This window comes from Micromonospora sp. NBRC 110037, assembly GCF_001652995.1.
In the GTDB taxonomy this organism is placed as follows: Bacteria; Actinomycetota; Actinomycetes; order Mycobacteriales; family Micromonosporaceae; genus Micromonospora; species Micromonospora chalcea.
In genome coordinates this window covers 1-19,624 of the sequence record NZ_BBVA01000005.1, presented here as the reverse complement: position 1 = coordinate 19,624, position 19,624 = coordinate 1, and the positions used below count along the sequence as shown (strand labels likewise).

Here is a 19,624-nt window from a genome sequence, read left to right as displayed (position 1 = left end):
ACGGCTTCGCCCTGGCGATCGGTGGGTGTCGTGAACTACCTCGCTCGCCGTGGGTCTCGACCCGACGGCTGCGGGCTGCGTTGCCCAGTCGCCGTCCTGCTCGAGGAGCAACCGTCGGAAACTGCGGCGATCGGCCGCGGGGCCGTGAGATGGACAGCTTTGAACGCCGCCAACGCAGTGACGGTGTGCGAGCGAGAGCTCGCCACCAGCATCGGACCACCTTGAATTGATCGTTCCGGACGTTCGGCAGGGGCTTCGGCAGCGCTGACGCACCCGCTAGCGCAGCGGGTCGAACGGCGCCAGCTCCGCGGGCACCTCACCCTTGAGCACCGCTTGGGCCACCAACTGTCCGGTGATCGGCCCCAGGACGATGCCCCACATGCCATGGCCACCGGCGACGAACACCCGCGGCGCGGCGGTCGCGCCGATCAACGGCAGGCCGTCAGGAGTGCACGGCCGGGAACCGACCCACTCGTCGCGACGGTCATCAAGGTTCACCCCGTTGAGCAACGGCCGCACCGCGTCGACGACGGCGGTGATGCGTCGCGGGTCCAACTCGTCGGCGGGCCGGCGGAACTCCATCATCCCGGCTACCCGCAAGCGGCTGCCCAACGGAGTACAGGCGACCCGCTGCGCCGGGAAGTACAGCGGGCCGGCGGGCATCCGTTCGACAGGCACGCTGAAGCTGTAGCCGCGCCCGGCCTGCACCGGGCGACGTACGCCGAAGCGTGCCGCCAGCTCACCGAAGGCCGCTCCGGTGGCGATGACCACAGCGTCATGGCGGCGCTGCTGCCCGAATGGGCCGGTGACGCGGACGTCCGTGGTTGCCGGCTGCAGACCGGTCACCTCGCTGTTGTCGAGGATGCGGCCGCCGCGGGCCCGGACCGCATCCGCCAGCGACGGGATGAACTCGGAAGGGTTCAGGTACCGCTGCCCGAAAATCTGGACGGCGGCACCGACCCGGTCGCTCAGAACGGGCTCCATCGATCGGACCACCTGTCCGGTCACCGGGCGGAAGGTGACGTCCTGACCGGCGTCGCCCATCTGTTCCAGCTCGTCCAGCAGCCCACGGCTGTCACGCTCGCGGGCGAAGCAGGCCAGGAAGGGTTCCGCCGGCGTCGTCACGGCGCTCACACCGCCGGCCGCGAGGGCATCGAAGGCATCCAGGCAGCGCTCGTTGAGGGGGACGTAGGCGGCCATGCCCCGTCGCCACCGCCGGGCGGTGCTGTAGAACACGAACGACAGCAGGAAACGCCACAGGTCACGGTCGGCCCGCAGCGGCAGGTACACCGGGGATCGGGCGCTGAGCACCGCGCGTAGACCGTAACGCAGCACCGCAGGTTCCGGCAGTGGGGCGGTCAGCCCCGGGGTCAGCCAGCCGGCGTTGCCCCACGACGAGCCGGCGCCAGCGTGATGACGCTCGTAGACCGTCACCCGTGCGCCGGCTTCCTGCAGGAACCAGGCCGTGGACAAGCCGACCATGCCCGCTCCGATCACCGCGACGTCACACGGTGAGCCGCGCACGAACGCGGGAGTGCCTGTCACGCCGAGCTCGTCAGACATACCACTCCTCTGCTGCGCTGTGCCGTCTCGACAGCCGTTGGGTAGCTGGGCGCGCCATCCGGGCCTGCTTTCCGGCCATGATCGCCTGGTCACCGCATACCGGGCCAGGGCTGTGGCCGGTCAGCTGATGCGTCACACCTTGCCGACGCTCGGAAACCAACAGGCGACGGCAGCGCGACGGCAATCTCGCCCAGCCCGGGCCCGTTGTCGCTGACCTGGCAGGTCAGCACGTCGTGGTGCTGCCACAGACGCACCTCGCCGCCGCCCCCGCCCAGACCACGCACTCCATCAACATTGGTCGATAGCTGCGGGCCTGGTCGAACAAGCGGCCGTCACCGGCGAATCATCGGGGTTAGGAGTTCTAAAAGCTGGCCGGCCGACCGGTCATGGCAGACGGCGCCTAGCGCGGCAATCCTGAGGTAATCATCCCGTACCGCAAGCCCGCTGACGGCAGTGATCTGCCCGAGTGGAAGGCGGACCTGAACAAGCAGGATCGCTCGGTCCGAGCGCAGGTCGAACACGCCCTGGCCCGCATGAAATGCTTCAAGATCCTGCGCGACTACCGCCGCGCCGCCCACACATTGGCCGACACCGCATCCGGCATCGCCCACCTCCACAACACCATCCTGGCCGGCTGATCCAGGAACCGTTGCGCGGCAACGCCATCACCGAGTTACGAGACATCCTTAGACGCACTCACATGTCGCAACGGGGCACCCTGCGATTAGCAGGTCGACTCGGGCAGCGGGCTTCGAGCGCCGGGTCACATCACGACGCGGACACCAGGCCAGCGTTCGGTGGGGCGGTGGCGGGCGAGTCGCCGCCGGGAGATCTCCGCGCTGGCCCTGGCCGGGTTGCGCCGCCACACCCCATCGAGCAGATCGTCGGGGCCGTGGGGCGCGCATACCGTGATCTGGTCATGCGCGTCGAGGCGTACGGCCACGGCGGTGGCGTACTCGGGCCAGGTGGCAATGGCATCGGCGACGGTCCGCAACGGCGCCACCGGACCTCCGCCGAACTTGGCCGGGTACCAGGTGTGCACCGCGGCCTGGTTTTTGCCTCCCACGGCGGATTCGGCTAGCGCGGATGATCACGGGCGACCTCCTCGCCACCCGAGCCCCGGGCGGCGGCGCCGCGTGCCGCGGCCGCCGGGGGACTTCGGCCGGTCGCGATGTACGCCCGGCGATCGGCCGTCTCGTGACACGCTGCCGTGGGGACGACCCGGACGGGAGCGGAAGTAATGACCATCGGTATCGCGGTGAACGGCAGCTGATGGGCCGAGCGGTGATCATGCTGGCCGCGGTGGCGGCGGCCGTGCTGGTGGACGTGCTCAGCGGCGTACTCGTCAACCGGATCGCCCATGGTCGCTACAAATGGCTGCTGGCGCCGCTGCGCCAGGCCTGCCGCCGCCCGACGACCGCCGTTCTGCTACTCGCTGGCCTCTACGCCGCGCTGCCGGGAGGGCCGGGCCGGTGGCTGCGCGAGGGCCGGCACGCCATCCTGTTGCTGCTGATCGGCAGCGTCGCCTTGCTGGTGGTCAGGGCGCTGCACGTCGCCGAGTTCGTGGCGTTCAGCCGGCTGCCGGCCGGGGTGATGGCCGGCCGTCGGATCCGCCGCACCCGCACCCAGATCCGGCCGGTGCGACGGTTGACCTCGACGGCGGTCACGATCGTCGCGATCGGTCTGATCATGACCACCTTCGAGCCGATACGCCTGTTCGGCATCTCGGTGCTCACCTCGGCCGGTGTGATCGGCGCCGTGATCGGCCTGTCCGCCCGGACCGCGCTGGGCAATGCCTTCGCCGGCATCCAGGTCGCCTTCGCGGACGGCCTCTACATCGGTGACGTGCTCGTCATCGACGGCGAGTGGGGTCGCGTCGAGGAGGTGAAACTGACTAACGTGGTGATCCGGCTCTGGGACGACCGCCGGCTCATCCTGCCCACGACCTACTTCACCGAGCGCCCGTTCCAGAACTGGACGCGACACGAGACCCGGGTGGTCGGCAAGGTCCAGATCCACGTCGACCACACCGCCAACCTGGACGACCTGCGCGTCGAGGCGCAGCGCCTGATCGAGGCGTCGCCGCTGTGGGACCGGCATCAGTGGGTGCTTCAGATGGTCGATGCCAACCCGCAGACCGTCGTCATCCAGATCCAGGCGTCCGCCGCCGACGGGCCGAGCGCCTGGGACCTCCGCTGCGACCTGCGCGAGGCGATGGTTCGCTACCTGCGGGAGAAGCACCCGCAGTGGCTGCCCCGCACCCGCAGCGAGTACAAGCCCTGATTCCGCGCCCGGGATGCGGCATTCGCGTTGCCGACCAGCAGCCGGGCCGTTAAACCACCATAGGGCTGACACGCAACGAAGGTGGGGAACCCGATGCTGGTTGACCTGCTCGCCCAGGACGCCGCCCCGGGAGACCTCATGGCGGCGCGGGTGCAGATGGCCCTGTCCCTGGGCTGGCACATCGTGATCGCCTCGTTCGGCGTCGGCATGCCGGCGGTCACCGTCTTCGCCGAGTGGCGCGGTCTGCGCACCGGGGACCCGACCTTCACCCGGCTGGCGCACCGCTGGGCCAAGGCGATGGGCGTGCTGTTCGCGGTCGGCGCGGTGTCGGGGACCATCCTGTCGTTCGAGATGGGGCTGCTCTGGCCCGGCCTGATGGGCCGCTTCGGCGACGTGATCGGCCTGCCGTTCGCGATGGAGGGCATCGCGTTCTTCGTCGAGGCCATCTTCGTCGGGATCTACCTGTACGCCTGGGACCGGGTGCTACCCCGGGTGCACCTGCTCTCCGGACTGCCGGTCTGTGTCGCGGGCGTGGCGTCCGCGTTCTTCGTGGTGTCGGCAAACGCCTGGATGAACCAGCCCCGCGGCTTCGACCTGGTCTCCGGCGAGGTCACCGACGTCAGGCCGTGGCAGGCGATGTTCAACCCGGCGACGCCGCCGCAGACCCTGCACATGATCGTCGCAGCGTTCATGGTGACCGGCTTCGGCATCGCCAGCGTCTACGCGGTGGCCCTGCTGCGCGGCCGCCGGGACCGCTACCACCGGCTCGGCTTCGCCATCCCGTTCACCGTCGCTGCGGTGCTCTCCCCGGTGCAGGTCGTGGTCGGCGACTGGGCGGCGCACTTCGTCGCGGAGTACCAGCCCACCAAGCTCGCCGCGATGGAGGGGCTGGCCCGCACCGAGGCCGGCGCGCCGCTCTCGCTCGGCGGCGTCTACGTCGACGGGGAACTGCGGTACGCAGTCGAGGTGCCCAACGCCCTGTCGCTGCTGGCCAGGTGGGATCCGGACGCCGTGGTCATGGGCCTGGACCAGGTGCCCGACGATCAGGAGCCACCGGTGACGGTGGTCAAGTGGGCGTTCCAGCTGATGGTGGCCATCGGCTTCGGGCTGGTAGCGCTTTCCGCCTGGTGGGCGCTTGCGTGGTGGCGGCGTCGGGGTCCGCCGCGCTCGCCGTGGTTCCTGCGGGCCGCCGCCCTGTCCGGGGTCGCCGCCGCCGTCGCGGTCGAGGCCGGCTGGGTCATCACCGAGGTCGGGCGGCAGCCCTGGATCGTGTACGGCGTGCTGCGCACCGCCGAGGCGGTAAATCCGGCGCCGGGCCTGGCCACCGGCCTGGCCCTGGTCGCCGCCGTCTACGCGGTGCTCACCGTCGCCACCGTCGCGGTTCTGTGGCGGATGGCCTGCCACCGCGACGAGCCGGTCGCTCCGCAGGAGGGCGTACCCGAACCGGTGGACAGCGGCCGATGACCGTCGTCGACGTCCTGCTCGGGGTGCTGCTGGCCGGTCTGACGCTCTACACCCTGCTCGCCGGCGCGGACTTCGGCGCCGGGATCTGGGACCTCCTCGCCGGCGGGGCGCGCCGCGGCGCAGCCCGCCGGGAACTGATCGCGCACTCGATCGGCCCGGTGTGGGAGGCCAACCACGTCTGGCTGATCCTGGTGATCACCCTGTTCTGGACCACCTTTCCGCCCGCGTTCGCCGCGTTCGCCTCCACCCTTTACATCCCGCTGACCCTGGCCGCGCTGGGCATCATCGGTCGTGGCGCGGCCTTCGCCTTCCGCAAGGCCAGTCACACCCTCACCGAGCAACGCCTCTACGGCGCCACCTTCGCGCTCTCCTCGGTGGCCACCCCTTTCTTCCTCGGCTCGATCGTCGGCGCAGTCGCCTCCGGTCGCGTCCCGCCCGGCATCGCCGAGGGTGACATCTGGCGCAGCTGGCTCAATCCCACCTCCATCTACGGGGGACTGCTCGCGATCGGCGTGTGCGCGTACCTCGCCGCGGTCTACCTCATCCACGACGCGCGCCGCGCCGGTGCCGCCGACCTGGTGGCCCAGTTCCGCCGCCGCGCCCTGGTCACCGGCATAGTGGTGGGCGTCGGCGCGGCGGCCGGGCTGGCCGTCGTCGCCGCCGACGCGCCGGACCTTTTCGCCGATCTTCGGGGCCGGGCGCTCGCCCTGGTGCTGCTCTCGTTCGCCGCGGGGCTCGGGTCGCTGGTGCTGATCGCCACCGGCCGCTACCGGGCGGTGCGGGTGACCGCGGCCCTCGCGGTCGCGGCCGTCCTCTGGGCCTGGGGCGCCGCCCAGTACCCAGACCTGCTGCCGCCCGACCTGACCGTCACCGAGGCGGCCGGTGATCCCACCGTGCTCGCCACGGTGCTCGCCGTCCTCGCGGTCGGAGCGCTGCTGCTGGCGCCCTCCCTGCTCTGGCTGTTCGACATCTTCCAGGGCTCCAAGCCGGCCGCCGGCAACCCACCGCCCCGGTGACGCTCACCCGGGCGGGCAGCCTGTGGGCGGCGCTGGCGGCGGCGGTGGCGCTGGGAGCCCTGCACCTTCTCGCGCCGGCCATCCGCCGGAGACTGCCGGCGCCCACCCACGCGGCGACGTCCCTCGGTGGCGGCATCGCCGCCGCGTACGTGTTCCTCTACCTGCTGCCGCGCCTCGCGGAGGGCAACCAGGCGGTGGCCCACGTCCTGAAGGAGGAGATCAGGCCCACCCCGGCCCGCGGATTCGTGCTGTTCCTCGTCGCGCTGGTCGGCTTCTTCACGTTCTACGCCCTGGAACGTGTCACCCACCGCTCGCAGCAGCGCCGGCAAGAGCCCACCCGGCTGGTCTTCGGGTGCCAGCTCGGCTTCTTCGCCCTGTACAGCGGCCTGATCACGTACACCCTGGCGACTAAGCTGGACGCGGGGCTCGGGCCGGCGGTGCTGTTCGCCGTCGCCATGGGGCTGCACGTGCTGGCCACCGACGGCGTCCTGGCCGAGCACTTCCCGGTCAGCCTCACCACCGGGTGGCGCCTCGTCCTGGTCGCCGGCGCCGCCGGCGGCTGGGTGACCGCGGTCGCCGTCCAGCCCACCGGCGTGCTGATGAACGTGCTCACCGCCTTCCTGGGTGGCGGGATCCTGCTCAACATTTTCGTCGACGAACTGGCCCCCGAAAGGCACTCCAGCTTCACCTGGTTCACCATCGGCCTGGCCGCCTACTCCGCCCTGCTCGCCTTCGCGACCTTCACCACCGACGTCGGCGCTGCCTGAGGACGATCACCGGCCGCCTCCAGACGGCCAGCCGGTGATGGCGGCCGGTTGTCAGCGACTGACCGTCACGTCGACCGTTCCGGCGCTCACGGTGCCGTCGTTCAGTGGGGTGCAGCGGATGCCGCCCGTGCGGCGCAGCGCCTTCTACGCATTGGGGGCCGATGGCGACGTCCTTCAGGCACAGGGGTTGGCCGGGCGGTTGTCCCGCAGGCTGACCGGCCTGCGCCGGCGTCGTCGTCAAGCCCTCCCAGCACGGCCGCGGTTTGGATGATCTGCTGCAACAACTCGCCGGGGCGGAGCCCCCGGGACACACCGCGACGGCTCGCCGAGCTGCTCGTCGGGTGTCACGTGCCAGCCGGTACGGCGGCGGGCCGGACCGAGAGGTCGAGCTCGCCGCCGACGACGTTGACCTCGATGGTGTCGCCCGGATTCGCCCCGTCATCGAGCAGCAGGGTCGACAGCCGGTCTTCCAACTCGCGCTGGATGCTGCGCCGCAGTGGCCGCGCCCCGTACTCGGGCTGGTAGCCCCGGTTGGCCAGCCACTGCACGGCGTCCGGGCTGACCTCAAGGTCGATGTCCTGTGCGTGCAACCGACGGCGGGTGCGGTCCAGCAGCAGGCCGGTGATCTCAAGGAGCTGGTCCCGGTCCAGGCCGGTGAAGACGATGATCTCGTCGATCCGGTTGAGGAACTCCGGCCGGAACCGCTGCCCCAGCAGCCCCATCAGTTCCTCGCGCTGGTCGTTGACCGGACGCCCTGCCTCCTGCGCGGCCAGAATGCGGTCCGCGCCGATGTTGCTCGTCATGATCAGGATGGTGTTGCTGAAATCGACCGTGCGACCCTGCGCGTCGGTGAGGCGACCGTCGTCGAGCACCTGCAGCAGCGCGTTGAACACATCCGCATGCGCCTTCTCCACCTCGTCGAAGAGCAGCACCGAGTATGGCCGGCGCCGGACCGCCTCGGTGAGCTGACCGGCCTCCTCGTACCCGACGTAGCCCGGGGGCGCTCCGACCAGCCGGCTGACCGTGTGCTGCTCCTGGAACTCGCTCATGTCGAAGCGGATCATGCTGGACTCGTCGCCGAAGAGCGCCGCGGCGAGGGCTCTGGCCAGTTCAGTCTTGCCGACGCCGGTGGGTCCGAGGAAGAGGAACGACCCGTCGGGTCGCTGGGGGTCACTCAGCCCGGAACGCGATCGGCGTACGGCGGCCGCCACAGCCCGTACGGCCTCGTGCTGGCCGACCACGCGCTCGTGCAGTTGCTCCTCGATGCGCCTCAGCCTCTGCTTCTCCACCTCCGTGAGCTGGGTGACGGGAACACCGGTACGGCGGCTGACCACCTCGGCGATGTCGCTCATATGCACCTCGGGCACCGGAGGCGTGCCCTCCTGCGCCGCCGCCAGATCCCGCTCTGCCGCACCGATCTCGGCTTTCAGCGCACCCGCGCGTTGATAATCCTCGTTCGCCACCGCGCTGTCCTTCTCCCGGCGCAGCTGGGACAGCCGCCTTTCGATCTCCTTCTTGTCCGGAGCCGGGGTGCGGGAACGAAGCCGGACCCGGGCCCCCGCCTGGTCGAGCAGGTCGATGGCCTTGTCCGGCAGAAACCGGTCGGTGATGTAACGGTGGGACAGTTCAGCCGCGGCGTCCAGCGCTTCGTCCGTGTAGCGCACCTGATGGTGCGCCTCGTACCGGTCACGTATGCCCTTGAGGATCGCGACGGTGTCCTCCACGCTCGGCTCCGACACCAGGATCGGCTGGAACCGGCGCTCCAGCGCAGGATCCTTCTCGATGTAGCGACGGTACTCGTTCAGTGTCGTCGCACCGACCACGTGCAGTTCGCCGCGGGCCAGGGCGGGCTTGAGCATGTTGCCGGCATCCATCGCCCCCTCGCCACCGCCGCCCGCGCCGACAACGGTGTGCAGTTCGTCGATGAAGAGGATCAGCCCGTCCTCGCCCGACGTCACCTCCTGGATCACGTTCTTCAGGCGCTCTTCGAACTCACCGCGGTACTTGGTGCCCGCCACCATCCCGGACAGGTCGAGTGCGACCACACGCCGGTTGGCCAGGGTTTCGGGCACCTCGTCGTTGACGATGCGCTGCGCGATGCCCTCGACGATCGCCGTCTTGCCGACGCCCGGCTCGCCGGTGAGCACCGGATTGTTCTTCGTACGCCGGGAGAGCACTTCGATCGTGTCGTCGATCTCGTCATCACGGCCGACGACCGGATCGAGCCGACCGGCCCGGGCGTCCTCGGTGAGGTCCCGCCCGTACTGGTCAAGGGTGGGGGTGCTGCTGGCTCCGCGCCCGTCGGCACCGCCCGCCGGCGGCGTGGGCCCGGTGACGGCCCCACCGAGCGCCCGCAACGCCCGGCCCGCGGTCGTCTCCGGGTTCGCGGCGATGCCGAGCAGGAGGTGTTCGGGGCCGATGTACGTCGCGCCGGACCGTCGCGACTCGCGGTGCGCGTCGAGCAGGGCGCGCTTCGCCGCCGGCGCGAGCGGAGGCGTGTCCTCGCGTGGCCTGCCCTTGGGGACGGCCGACTCTATCTGGCGGGCCAGGTCGTCGGGGTCGGCGCCGCTCGCGCCGAGCATCCGGCGGGTGGGGTCGGCCTGGGCTGCGGCCCACAGCAGGTGCTCGACATTGAGGTACGGGCTGCCCCACTCCGTAGCCTGCTCGGCTGCCCGTTGCAGCAGTTGCCGCGACTCGGTGGAGAGCAGCCGGGACAGGTCGACCCGCTCCACCGGACGTCCCGCGAACGGGTCTCCGCCGAAGAACCGACTGATCAAGTCGTCCAAGGAGCCGCCAGGGATGCGGAACGCGTCGAGCGACATCTCATACCCTTTCTGCCGGTGGGGTGGGTCCTCGGCACAGGCCCACCTGAACGCTACGCACCTTTCGCCCACAGGGTTGGCCTTTATGGGTTTCTGGGGAGGCCAGGGTTTGTACTCGCTGCGGGTGCAGGGCAGCCACTGAGGGTGGTTGTCGCGGAGGTCGCACCGGAGCGTCCCAGGCGCTGGGCCCCGTCGGCGCCTGCGGCCTGCCCACCATCGGATCGGCGCCTTGACCGGCAGGCCGGGAGGCGCGGGACCCCGGTACCCGCGGACCCTGCGGTCTGCCCTCACGAGCGCTGCGTTGTTACCGGTGGACTTGACCCAGGCGTCCGGCAGGCGTCCGAGTTTGGCCATCGGCGGGGGACCGAATTGCGCTCAGTGTTCCGACAGCACCACGCTCTCCGCCGTCTTGCGCCCCAGACATCTCCGCCGAGTTCGGGCGGCGAAGGCGTGATCGAAAGGCGGCGGTGTACTTGCGGTCGCGGATGAGGAACCCTCCCCGCAGCACACCGGCCACCCCGCCCCACCCTCGATGCGGCCCGATCCGGTGATGGCTCCGGGTTTCCGCTGGCCGGCCCGGTTGATCCGGAACGCTGAACGGGTGGAGCAGCGATCGGGACGTGCGCCGGGACGCCTGCTGTCCGTCAGGCGTGCGCTGTGGTCGTTGGCCGCCGGTGTCGTCGCCGGCACGGCCACCGCGCTCGTCGGGGCGCCGGAGCTGACGCCGCTGGTGGTCTGGACGATCGCGGCGGGCACGATCCTCGTTTGGGTGTGGCGGGCCTGCTGGTCGGCGAGCCCGAAGCGTACCGAGCAGCTTGCCGAGGCGGAGCAGCACTCCCGTTCCACCGACTCGGCGATCCTGATCGCGTCCGTTGCCAGTCTCGCCGCCGTGGCCGAGGCGCTCGTGCGCGCCTCGAACCAGCATGACGCAGTGGCAGTCACGCTGGTGATCCTCAGCGTCATCGCGGTGGTCCTGGCGTGGGCGCTGGTGAACACGGTCTTCGCGTTGAAGTACGCCCGGCTGTGCTACCGCGACGGCGGTGGCATCGACTTCAAGCGGGGAGATCCACCGGCGTACGCCGACTTCGCGTACATCGCCTTCACGGTCGGCATGTCCTATGCCCCGGGCGAGAACGAACCGACGAGTAACCACATGCGCCGGATCGCGCTCGGGCACGCACTGCTCTCGTAAACCTTCGGAACCGGCACCCTGGCCGTCGCCGTCAACCTGGTCACCAACCTTGGTCAGTCATGACCCACCCCGCAGCACATGAAAGAACTTCCAGGCATACCCGTATGGGTCCTCGACCTCGACGTACCGCTCGCCCCACGCAGCATCCAGTGGGCCAGCCCCGATCACGCAGCCCGCGATGCGGCAACTCCGGGCCATCTCATCAACGTCTTCTACCTCGATGCCGATGACCATGCCCAGACCGCGCGGCCCTGCCAACGTCTGACGCTCCCGCGCACTGTCGGGAAACGGCATGCCCACTAACGCATCGACCAGCAGCTGCAATGGACCCCGGCGCAGGATAGCCATCAGCACCTTGCCATCCCGACCCGGCACGGTTCCGACCGGTACGAAACCGAAGCCTTCGTAAAACGACGCAGCCGCGCCCACGTCCTCGACCCGCAACCCGACCCGCACCGGAGGCTCACCACTCAGAGGGGGGCCTAAAACTGGCTGGCCGGCGTCCCCGCCTAGCCGGCATGTGGACAGGATGATCACAGGCAAGAGCGAGAGGATGACCTCCTCATCGGACGGCTGCAGACCTTCCAGCCTCCCTGTCTCCGGAGGCTGGTAGCCCCTGTGGTGCCCGACGTAAGCTCACGCGGGCCGAGCGACGGGGGTTAGGAGTCGTACGCCCAATTCGTGGCCGTACCGTTCAATTTCAGCCGCACTCTCCTGCTTCTGGACGAGGTTGGCGTGTAGATACTGCACACACTGGGCCTCACCCATAATAATCGCCCAATCAAAAAGGGTCTTGTGTGCCGCAATGGTGAGGTATAGGAACCGAATCAGAGTATCGACTGCGAATTGATCAACGAGGCCGACTGAGGGGTTTGTGCGTACGAAGCTTTCAAATTGCCCATACATGCCTTCAACAGCGTCGGACCGGGTTGAAAGCGGGGAGGTGCCGAATGCCTTGGCGCAGGAGTTGATGTTGTGATTCCACTGCATACATTCCTGTTGCTTGCGCCGTACGATCTGCCTGAGATCGTCACTAACTCGATGGGCCAAGAAGTCGAGAACCCGCCGCCCGGATATCTCCATTTCACCTAGTATGCCTAGCTCATAGATGAACAGGTCACGCGTCGTATTAATCGCCATGCGCTCCTCCTGACCTCGCTGGCGAGCCGCCACGGCCTACCCGTTCAGAAACCACCAAAACGCGGCAGGCAAGCCAGCAGGAAGGGTGTAAATTTGCGCATGTCGAACGAGCGGCCGAGAAGGATGAATGAGCCATCCCTGTCTGCCATCGACCCGCCCCTCCTGGGGAGCGGGCCGCCGCCCGGCCCGCCACGTCAAGCGGGCCTTGACGCGCGTACGGACGCTGTCGGAACAGACTGAGTCGGCTCTCGTGTCACGGACCGCGCCCCCGGCGGACATCGCCACAGTGGCGCAGTTGACCCAACCTTGCCCGGCACGGACCCGGCTTCCGGGGTCGGAGCTGACCACCAGCGACCACCCCTCCCCCTCCCAGGTGAGCAGTTGACCTGACCCTGCACGGCTGCGAAGCCGGCTCCTGGACGACCGACATGCCTTCGCGCGGACACCGCCCCCAAGCTTGGAGCTTGCCGCGCGGACCCGACGCCCTCCCTTCGCCGCGCTGCTCAGGCGCGGCGCGGCCGGCTGCTGGCGAGAACCTCCACCACTCTCCCCGCTATCCCGTCTGTGGCGGCTCCGGGGCTCCCCGCTGTCCGCGCCAGCCGCCGGGCGTCAGGCGTGACGGCCGCAGAGCGACAGCGGCAGCGGCCGGCGCGCGCCCAGGCGGCGGCGCGTACGGCCCGTTGCGGGCCGCCTTGAAGACGTACAGAAACTTTGAACAGCCTCGTCGGGACATCGTTGTCGGGACATCGTCGGCACGTCGTTGGCACGTCGTCGGCACGTCGGCACGTCGGCACGTCTGTCCGACTCCGGTTGATGCGTTGCACGGTGGCTTCACTTGATGGGTGACACTCCGCCGAGTGCTGGTGGAGTTGAGTGTGACCGGGCAGCGCTATCGCGCAGTCTGGAAGTTGAAGCTGGCCTGTCCGTGACGAAGGTCGCCGAACGCTTCGGCGTCTCGCGCCGGTGGGTGTGATCACCGGCGTTCTCGGCGCCCCGTACCTCATCTATCTGCTCGTCCGCACGAACCGCGCGGGAGGCTCGCTGTGACCACCGACCATTCACTGACGGTCGAGAAACTGACCGTCGGCTAGGGCGGCCGCGTCGTCATCGAATCACTCGATCTGCTCGTCCCGCCCGGCCGGATCACCGCGATCGTCGGTGCCAACGCGTGCGGGGAATCGACGCTGCTGCGGTCGATGTCGCGGCTACTCGCCCCGCGAACCGGCCACGTCATGCTGGACGGCCGCGAAGTACACAGGATGCCGGCCAAGGAGCTGGCCCGAACGCTCGGCCTGCTCCCCCAGTCACCGATCGCGCCCGAGGGCAGCACCGTGGCCGACCTGGTCGGCCGGGGCCGCAACCCGCACCAACGCCTGCTGTCACGATGGAGCAGGGACGACGACCGGGCGGTGGCCGCCGCCCTCGACGCCACCCACATCGCCGACCTGGCCGACCGGTCGATCGACGAGCTCTCCGGGGGGCAGCGTCAACGGGTGTGGATCGCCATGGCGCTGGCCCAGCAGACCGAGCTGCTGCTACTCGACGAGCCGACCACCTTTCTCGACGTCAGCCACCAGGTCGAGGTGTTGGACCTGCTCACCGACCTGAACCTCACTCGCGGCAGCACGATCGTGATGGTCCTGCACGATCTGAACATGGCGGCCCGCTACGCAGATCACCTCATCGCCCTCGCCGACGGCGGCCTGCACGCAGCAGGTGCGCCGACCGATGTGCTGACCGAGGACTGCGTCCGCGCCGTCTTCGGCCTGGACAGCCAGGTCATCCCGATCCGGTCTCCGGCAAGCCGCTGATGCTACCGATGGGCCGTCACCACATCCGGGCCGCGCAGTCGTAGGCCGACAGCGGCGCATCTCCACGTCCTGCGTTACGCCCCGGCGTCCTGCCGCGTCGCGCCGGCACCAGTTACGACACCCCATAAGATGGTTCACCTCAGCGAGGGTGATCGACTACGGTACGGGTTCGGTCGAGCGGGTAGGTGATCGGCATGGACTCAGTGCGGATGCCCTTCGGCGGTGGTGCGGACAGCGCGCCGGTCCGCCGGGCCGTCCGGGAGGTCCTCGTCGGCTGGCAGGCCACGCACGTCACCGACGACGCGCTCACCGTCATCACGGAACTCGTGCACAACGTCATCAGGCACACCGGTGCCGGGGGCAGGGTCGAGTTGACCCGCAGTCGGACGCGATCCGGATCGAGGTTTTCGACGACTCCGATCGACCACTGCGTCGCTTCGAGCCGGACCCGCACCGCATCGGCGGTCGTGGCCTGCTAATCGTCGACGCGATGGCGCGCAACTGGGGCACGAGAACCACCCCGCACGGCGAGCCCGGCAAAGTGGTCTGGGCGGAGATCTCCCTCGACCGGTCCGCCTGACCGCCCCTCACCGCGAGGCCCGGCCTGCCTCACCTGGCCGGCACCGCACCGCCACCGGCCGCACCGATGACTCGTCCCGGCGGGCCCGTGGCCTGGAGAGGCGCCCCACGGGCGGGCGAGGCGACGCTGTCCTACCCGGCTCGTGCGGGCAGGTGATAATCGACAGGTTTACACAACAGGTGGATGGTGCATCGTGTCGGCGTCACCGTCCGCGTGACGGTCGCGGCCGGAGAGAGGATCTGTCGTGATCAGTGACGCCGACCTGCCGACGGTGCCGCCCACCGGCATGCCGTCGGGGCTGGCGAATCCGGCGTCGTCGCCGACAACCGCGGAGCCGGCGGTCCTTCTCATCGAGGATGACCCCGGTGATGCGTTGCTCACCCGGGAGCTGCTGAGCGACAGCGGAATCAGCAACCGGTTCACCCAGGCGAGCAGCCTGAAAGAGGCCGCGGCCGCGCCGACGACGCCGGACTGCGTGCTGCTCGACCTGCACCTGCCCGACTGCCAGGGGCTGGAGGCGCTCGGCCGGGTGCTGCACCGATGGCCGGACGCGGCAGTGGTGGTGCTCACCGGCCTGGACGACGCGGCCACCAGAACGGCGGCTGTCGCCGCCGGAGCACAGGACTACCTGGTCAAGGGTCACATCGACGGCGCGCTCCTGGGCCGCACGATCCAGTACGCCATTCAGCGCCGACGGGCCGTGGTGACGGAGCGGCAGCTACGCGACAGCCGGATGCAGGCCAGCGAGAACACGCGGCTGCAACGCGGCCTGCTCCCTACGCCACTGGTCACCGACCCCGCGCTGGCGGTCGTCAGCAGATACGTGCCGGGACGGGGACGGTCACTGCTCGGCGGTGACTTCTTCGACCTGGTGCAGGACGAGGATCACACGCTCCACGCCGTCATCGGTGACGTCTGCGGCAACGGTCCGGATGAGGCAGCCATCGGCGTCGGCCTACGCGTCGGGTGGCGCACCCTCACCCTGGCCGGGGTGGAGAAGGCCGCCCGGATGCGGCTGCTGGAACAGGTGCTCGTCGCCGAGCGGCCACGTGAGTCGATGTTCGCGACCGCCTGCACCATCCGCGTCGTCCCAGACCGCTCGCAGGTGATCATCGTGAGCGCCGGTCACCCCGCGCCACTGGTGATCACGCCCGGCTCGGCCGACCCCGCGCCGATCCGCCACCATCTCGGGCTGGGCATGTTCCCCGGGCGAGGTCGCTGGCAGGAGTCGGTCGTCACGCTCCCGGCGGGCGCAGGTCTGCTGCTGTACACCGACGGCGTCTACGAGGGGTTCAGCGAGGACGGGACCCGCCTCGGCGAGGAACGCTTCATAGAACTCGCCGCCACGCTGAGCACCGTCACGGAACCGGGCGACTTTCTCACCGCCCTGCTCGACAAGATCAGACGCAGCGACGACGGCCGGCACAGCGATGACACGGCCCTGCTCTACCTGACCTGGCCCGCCGGGGCGGACGCCGCGCCGATCGGCCCTGATCGGTGAAGGGCGCGGGCGCAGCCCACACTGCTCTGCTCAGACCTCGGTGAGCTGGCCGCGCAGCTTGGTCAGGGCGCGGGCGAGCAGCCGGGACACGTGCATCTGGGAGACACCGACCCGGGCGGCGATCTCGCTCTGGGTCAGGTTGCCGTAGAAGCGCAGCGTGAGGATCTTCTGCTCCCGCTCGTCGAGCGTGGCGAGCGCCGGGCCGAGGGAGGCGCGCAGGTCGGCCAGCTCGTACTCGTTGTCCTCGGCGCCGAGGGTGTCGCCCAGCTCGGTGGCGCTGTCGCCGTCGCCGATCGGGGTGGACAGCGACACCGCGTTGTAGGCGCGGGCGCCTTCCAGGCCTTCGAGCACCTCTTCCTCGGTGACGTCGAGGTGGGCGGCGATGTCGGCGACGGTCGGGGCCCGGTTGAGCGTCTGGGTCAGCGTGCTGTTGGCCTCGGAGATGCGCAGCCGCAGCTCCTGCAGGCGGCGCGGAACCCGGATGTTCCAGGTGCGGTCGCGGAAGTGCCGCTTGATCTCGCCGAGGATCGTCGGGATGGCGAAGCCGGCGAAGTCGACGCCGCGCGAGGCGTCGAACCGGTCTACCGCCTTGATCAGGCCCAGCGCGGCGGTCTGCGCGAGGTCGCCGGCCGGCTCGCCGCGCCCGCTGTAGCGGGCGGCCAGGTGGTTCGCCAGCGGCAGCCACGCCTCGATGACCTGGTTGCGCAGGGCGGCCCGCTGCGGGTGGCCGGCGGGCAGCGCGGCGAGCGCCGCGATCAGCTCACTGGCGCGGCTCTCCTCGCCGGTCTGCGACGCGCGATGCACCTCGGTAGCGGTCGATGCCATGGTCATCGTGGTCATGCTGCCCTTCCCCGCCTTCGTGCGAACTGGCGCCCCAAGCACCGATGGTGAACGAACCATAGACGACACGACAGCAAGAATCAACCGATCAGCTGATGTACAAAACCTGCCATAAGCATCAAAGCGGATTTCCCCCACCGGCGGCGCCTCACGAGTTCACAGATTGACCGCTTCGCGCCTCAACTGCCCGCTCCGGCGGCGAATCTGGTCAGCAGACGGGCGAACTGGTGCTTCTCCTCGGTCGTGAAGCCTGCCGTCGCCGCACGCAGACGGGCGTGCCGGAACGTCCGGGCCCGCTCGTGCAGGGCGACGCCGTCGGGGGTGAGGCGCACCAGACTCTGCCGAGCGTCGACCCGACCCGCCAACCGCACCACCACGCCGCAGGTCTCGGCGCGACCGACCAGGCGACTGGCAGTCGAAGGTGCAACCTCCAACGCGGTGGCGATCTGACCGACGGATGCCTCTCCGGCCGGCTCCGCTGCGATCGCCGTGACCACCAGCAGAGTGGACAGGTCGACGGATCGATTGTCGTGCTCGATGGCCGCCGGTGTCCGGAAGAAACGGCGCAGCCGGAGCAGCGCCTCGTCGACCGCTACGAGATCCGGGTCTTCAGCCGGACGAGAGGACATGTGTGTGCGATACACACGTTGGACCGAGGAGGTGCGCGATGGATCGGATTCTCGTGACCGGTGCTACCGGCACTGTGGGATCGGTGGTGGTGCGGCACCTTCGGGCGGCCGACGTCGCGGCTGCCGCGGCGTCGGCGCATCCGCCCGCCGTTCGCGCACCGTGAGCGCCACCACTGGACAACCAGGAGCCCGTCATGAACATCGCCCTCATCGGCGGCACCGGACGCACCAACCGGCTGGTGCTGGACGTCCTCACCGATCGCGGCCACCGGGTCACAGTTCTGGTTCGGGATCCTGGCAGGCTCGGCCGCGCCGCCGACGACGCCGACGCGCGGGTGATTCGCGGGGACGTGCGCGACGTCGAGGCACTCCGGCGGCTCGTCGACGGCTGCGACGTGGTCATCTCCGCGCTCGGGCCGACCGACAAGGAGGCCGATCTGCACACCGACGCCGCGAGAGCACTGGTTGACGTCATGCGGGACGCCGGCGTGAACCGCTTCGTCGGCATCAGTGGCGCCGGTGTCGACGTGCCGGGTGACCGCAAGTCCCGCCGCGACAAGGTCATCAGCTGGTTGATCAACAAGCTCGGCGGCCCACTCGTCGCGGACAAGCCCGCCGAGCTCGCCGTATGGCGGGCCAGCGCCCTGGACTGGACCCTCGTCCGGCTGCCCCGCCTCACGGACGGCCCGGCGACGGGCCGAGTCGAGCACCATGCGAGCGAATCGACGAGCCAGACCAGCACCCGACCGTTCGACTACATCCATCGATGGTCACGATGGCGACGACGACACCAGTACCGCGCCAGAACAGCCCACTACCAGCGAAGACTCCAACTTCACCAGGTGCGGCTGGAGTACTAGGCCAGGTGGCCTTGCTGGCGGGTCCTGTGGGCCAGAGGGTGCGCCGGCGATCCTCTACCGTTCGATCGAGCGGGCCGTCAAGGTTTCAGCCCGCTCAGGGCGTTCGCGTGCAGGACCCTCAGACGAGAGGCATTGCGGACCGGAACGTCCCGGAGTGGGCCGACGCCGCGTACGAGCTGGCCGCGCTGCTCGACGTCGATGACCTGCTCGTCTTCATCCCAGGGACGATCGCCGTCGTGTGTGCCGTTCTCCTCACCGGCGACCGGGCACTAGACAGGGTTATCCGCATCGCGGCGCGTTCTGATGGCAGCAGTGGAACCGACGACGGCTACAGAGGTTGAAAGGCCAAGGTTCGAGCTATCTCGGTGGCTCGGGTTCGAGGGTCATGCCGGTGCTGGCGAAGAAGCCGGCGAGGAGATCGGTCTGTTGCTGACACGCGCGTAGTCGACGTTTGACCAGTTGGGCGAGGTGGTCGACACCGCGGGCGGCGGTGTTGGTCAGGCCGCGTTTCATCCAGCGCCAGACGCCTTCGGTGGGGTTGAGGTCCGGAGCGTAGGCGGGTAACCGGATCACGGTCAGCCACGGCCGAGTGGCGATCAGGGCCTGCATGCGGCGGCTGACGTGGGTGTTCAGGTTGTCCCAGATCAGCACCATCGGTGCCTGTAGACGCTGGTGGGTCTGGTCGAGGAAGGCGATGTAGTCGTCCTCGCTGAAGCTACCGCGTTCGCCTGTACGACCACGGTGCAGCCGGGTTCGCCACATCAACCGGCCTCGCTGTCCGGGCTTGAGGCAGACCAGGCCGGCGATCGAGACCCGGCCGGAGCCCTTGCCGGATACCTCGACCACCGGCGTGTGCCCCCGCCGGGCCCACGTCTTGGTCACCGGCGGTCGCAGGACCTGGCCTGCCTCGTCCTGGAAGCAGATCCAGGCGCCTTGCGCCGCCGCTAACCTCTTACCGACGGCCACCGCCCGCGATGCCAGCCGGTGATCGTTTCGGGATCGCGTTCGATCGCCCGACGAGTGGGAACCTGCTGGCTGTACCCGATGCGATGCAGCAGATAGGACACCCCGCGCAGCGTGTAGGAGACGCCGAAGCGGCGCTCGATCACCTCGGCCACCCGCGCGAGGGTCCAGCGGGCATCGTCCCAGCCGTGCA

Annotated in this window: 18 protein-coding genes and 2 pseudogenes; 11 read left to right on the top strand and 9 right to left on the bottom strand. The window is 69.5% G+C overall.

Annotated features, from left to right (window positions below; translation table 11 throughout):
- Window positions 1-276: 276 nt before the first annotated feature.
- The gene (locus tag A4R25_RS16405) at window positions 277-1,563 is read right to left on the bottom strand and encodes an FAD-binding oxidoreductase (RefSeq protein WP_036311788.1); all 1,287 of its coding nucleotides are present in this window, start codon (window positions 1,561-1,563) and stop codon (window positions 277-279) included.
- Window positions 1,564-1,931: 368 nt separating this feature from the next.
- On the opposite strand from A4R25_RS16405, the pseudogene A4R25_RS30680 reads away from it, so the two are divergent.
- Window positions 1,932-2,201: pseudogene (locus A4R25_RS30680) on the top strand (transposase family protein); the annotation flags it as partial.
- Between the two features lie 125 nt (window positions 2,202-2,326).
- Here A4R25_RS30680 and A4R25_RS16395 read toward each other — a convergent pair.
- Window positions 2,327-2,629 (bottom strand): nucleotidyltransferase family protein, encoded by a 303-nt coding sequence (locus tag A4R25_RS16395; RefSeq protein ID WP_082931039.1) that lies wholly within the window; start codon window positions 2,627-2,629, stop codon window positions 2,327-2,329.
- A 206-nt stretch (window positions 2,630-2,835) separates the two neighbouring features.
- Here A4R25_RS16395 and A4R25_RS16390 point away from each other — a divergent pair, with 206 nt between their 5' ends.
- The 4 genes from A4R25_RS16390 (at window position 2,836) to A4R25_RS16375 (ending at window position 7,093) form a co-directional block, all read left to right on the top strand.
- On the top strand, window positions 2,836-3,846 hold the full coding sequence (locus A4R25_RS16390; protein ID WP_043325454.1) for a mechanosensitive ion channel family protein: 1,011 nt from the start codon (window positions 2,836-2,838) through the stop codon (window positions 3,844-3,846).
- 93 nt (window positions 3,847-3,939) lie between these two features.
- On the top strand, window positions 3,940-5,310 hold the full coding sequence (locus A4R25_RS16385) for a cytochrome ubiquinol oxidase subunit I (RefSeq protein WP_157539090.1): 1,371 nt from the start codon (window positions 3,940-3,942) through the stop codon (window positions 5,308-5,310).
- Window positions 5,307-6,326 carry a cytochrome d ubiquinol oxidase subunit II gene (locus tag A4R25_RS16380; protein WP_064447277.1) on the top strand — a complete coding sequence of 340 codons (1,020 nt, stop codon included), beginning with the start codon at window positions 5,307-5,309 and terminating at the stop codon, window positions 6,324-6,326. The genes A4R25_RS16385 and A4R25_RS16380 overlap by 4 nt, the downstream gene beginning before the upstream one ends.
- Complete coding sequence (locus A4R25_RS16375) at window positions 6,323-7,093, top strand: hypothetical protein (RefSeq protein WP_064447276.1); 771 nt, start codon at window positions 6,323-6,325, stop codon at window positions 7,091-7,093. Before A4R25_RS16380 ends, A4R25_RS16375 begins: the two co-directional genes overlap by 4 nt.
- Before the next feature lie 344 nt (window positions 7,094-7,437).
- Here the strand turns inward: A4R25_RS16375 and A4R25_RS16370 are convergent, their stop codons facing one another.
- Complete coding sequence (locus A4R25_RS16370; RefSeq protein ID WP_064447275.1) at window positions 7,438-9,915, bottom strand: ATP-dependent Clp protease ATP-binding subunit; 2,478 nt, start codon at window positions 9,913-9,915, stop codon at window positions 7,438-7,440.
- A gap of 532 nt (window positions 9,916-10,447) precedes the next feature.
- On the opposite strand from A4R25_RS16370, the gene A4R25_RS16365 reads away from it, so the two are divergent.
- Window positions 10,448-11,107 (top strand): DUF1345 domain-containing protein, encoded by a 660-nt coding sequence (locus tag A4R25_RS16365; protein ID WP_197494918.1) that lies wholly within the window; start codon window positions 10,448-10,450, stop codon window positions 11,105-11,107.
- A 57-nt stretch (window positions 11,108-11,164) separates the two neighbouring features.
- On the opposite strand, the gene A4R25_RS16360 is transcribed toward A4R25_RS16365, so the two are convergent.
- Both A4R25_RS16360 and A4R25_RS30675 read right to left on the bottom strand, forming a co-directional pair.
- Entirely contained in the window at window positions 11,165-11,563 is a 399-nt protein-coding gene (locus tag A4R25_RS16360; RefSeq protein ID WP_223201181.1) for a glyoxalase/bleomycin resistance/extradiol dioxygenase family protein, read from the bottom strand.
- A 180-nt stretch (window positions 11,564-11,743) separates the two neighbouring features.
- Complete coding sequence (locus A4R25_RS30675; protein WP_140946589.1) at window positions 11,744-12,247, bottom strand: DUF892 family protein; 504 nt, start codon at window positions 12,245-12,247, stop codon at window positions 11,744-11,746.
- Between the two features lie 1,106 nt (window positions 12,248-13,353).
- Between A4R25_RS30675 and A4R25_RS16355 the strand changes: the two are divergent.
- The 3 genes and pseudogenes from A4R25_RS16355 to A4R25_RS16345 all read left to right on the top strand — a co-directional run bounded on the left by A4R25_RS16355 (window position 13,354) and on the right by A4R25_RS16345 (window position 16,139).
- Window positions 13,354-14,102 (top strand): annotated as a pseudogene (locus tag A4R25_RS16355) (ABC transporter ATP-binding protein).
- Window positions 14,103-14,243: 141 nt separating this feature from the next.
- Complete coding sequence (locus A4R25_RS16350; RefSeq protein WP_030275400.1) at window positions 14,244-14,537, top strand: hypothetical protein; 294 nt, start codon at window positions 14,244-14,246, stop codon at window positions 14,535-14,537.
- 345 nt (window positions 14,538-14,882) lie between these two features.
- Entirely contained in the window at window positions 14,883-16,139 is a 1,257-nt protein-coding gene (locus tag A4R25_RS16345; protein WP_051611149.1) for a PP2C family protein-serine/threonine phosphatase, read from the top strand.
- Between the two features lie 30 nt (window positions 16,140-16,169).
- On the opposite strand, the gene A4R25_RS16340 is transcribed toward A4R25_RS16345, so the two are convergent.
- On the bottom strand, window positions 16,170-16,979 hold the full coding sequence (locus A4R25_RS16340; RefSeq protein WP_043325459.1) for a SigB/SigF/SigG family RNA polymerase sigma factor: 810 nt from the start codon (window positions 16,977-16,979) through the stop codon (window positions 16,170-16,172).
- A gap of 179 nt (window positions 16,980-17,158) precedes the next feature.
- Complete coding sequence (locus tag A4R25_RS16335; RefSeq protein ID WP_064447274.1) at window positions 17,159-17,608, bottom strand: MarR family winged helix-turn-helix transcriptional regulator; 450 nt, start codon at window positions 17,606-17,608, stop codon at window positions 17,159-17,161.
- A 194-nt stretch (window positions 17,609-17,802) separates the two neighbouring features.
- Here A4R25_RS16335 and A4R25_RS16330 point away from each other — a divergent pair, with 194 nt between their 5' ends.
- A complete protein-coding gene (locus tag A4R25_RS16330; RefSeq protein WP_052166232.1) occupies window positions 17,803-18,468 on the top strand; it encodes an NAD(P)-dependent oxidoreductase in 666 nt (221 codons plus the stop codon).
- Window positions 18,469-18,575: 107 nt separating this feature from the next.
- Window positions 18,576-18,809: a hypothetical protein gene (locus A4R25_RS16325; protein WP_064447273.1), complete on the top strand. Its 234-nt coding sequence runs from the start codon at window positions 18,576-18,578 to the stop codon at window positions 18,807-18,809.
- Window positions 18,810-18,825: 16 nt separating this feature from the next.
- Here the strand turns inward: A4R25_RS16325 and A4R25_RS30670 are convergent, their stop codons facing one another.
- Both A4R25_RS30670 and A4R25_RS16315 read right to left on the bottom strand, forming a co-directional pair.
- Window positions 18,826-19,434: a transposase gene (locus A4R25_RS30670; RefSeq protein WP_157539088.1), complete on the bottom strand. Its 609-nt coding sequence runs from the start codon at window positions 19,432-19,434 to the stop codon at window positions 18,826-18,828.
- Window positions 19,413-19,624 (bottom strand): winged helix-turn-helix domain-containing protein (locus A4R25_RS16315; RefSeq protein ID WP_197494917.1); only part of this gene is annotated, 212 nt, incomplete at its 5' end. The genes A4R25_RS16315 and A4R25_RS30670, both read right to left, overlap by 22 nt.

What these genes read in the sequence shown, in the direction of transcription:
- A4R25_RS16340 (WP_043325459.1), bottom strand. Translation starts at nt 16,979, where the DNA reads ATGACCACGATGACCATGGCATCGACCGCTACCGAGGTGCATCGCGCG.
- A4R25_RS16330 (WP_052166232.1), top strand. Translation starts at nt 17,803, where the DNA reads ATGAACATCGCCCTCATCGGCGGCACCGGACGCACCAACCGGCTGGTG.
- A4R25_RS16335 (WP_064447274.1), bottom strand. Translation starts at nt 17,608, where the DNA reads ATGTCCTCTCGTCCGGCTGAAGACCCGGATCTCGTAGCGGTCGACGAG.
- A4R25_RS16405 (WP_036311788.1), bottom strand. Translation starts at nt 1,563, where the DNA reads ATGTCTGACGAGCTCGGCGTGACAGGCACTCCCGCGTTCGTGCGCGGC.
- A4R25_RS16370 (WP_064447275.1), bottom strand. Translation starts at nt 9,915, where the DNA reads ATGTCGCTCGACGCGTTCCGCATCCCTGGCGGCTCCTTGGACGACTTG.
- A4R25_RS16380 (WP_064447277.1), top strand. Translation starts at nt 5,307, where the DNA reads ATGACCGTCGTCGACGTCCTGCTCGGGGTGCTGCTGGCCGGTCTGACG.
- A4R25_RS16390 (WP_043325454.1), top strand. Translation starts at nt 2,836, where the DNA reads ATGGGCCGAGCGGTGATCATGCTGGCCGCGGTGGCGGCGGCCGTGCTG.
- A4R25_RS30675 (WP_140946589.1), bottom strand. Translation starts at nt 12,247, where the DNA reads ATGGCGATTAATACGACGCGTGACCTGTTCATCTATGAGCTAGGCATA.
- A4R25_RS16365 (WP_197494918.1), top strand. Translation starts at nt 10,448, where the DNA reads ATGCGGCCCGATCCGGTGATGGCTCCGGGTTTCCGCTGGCCGGCCCGG.
- A4R25_RS16385 (WP_157539090.1), top strand. Translation starts at nt 3,940, where the DNA reads ATGCTGGTTGACCTGCTCGCCCAGGACGCCGCCCCGGGAGACCTCATG.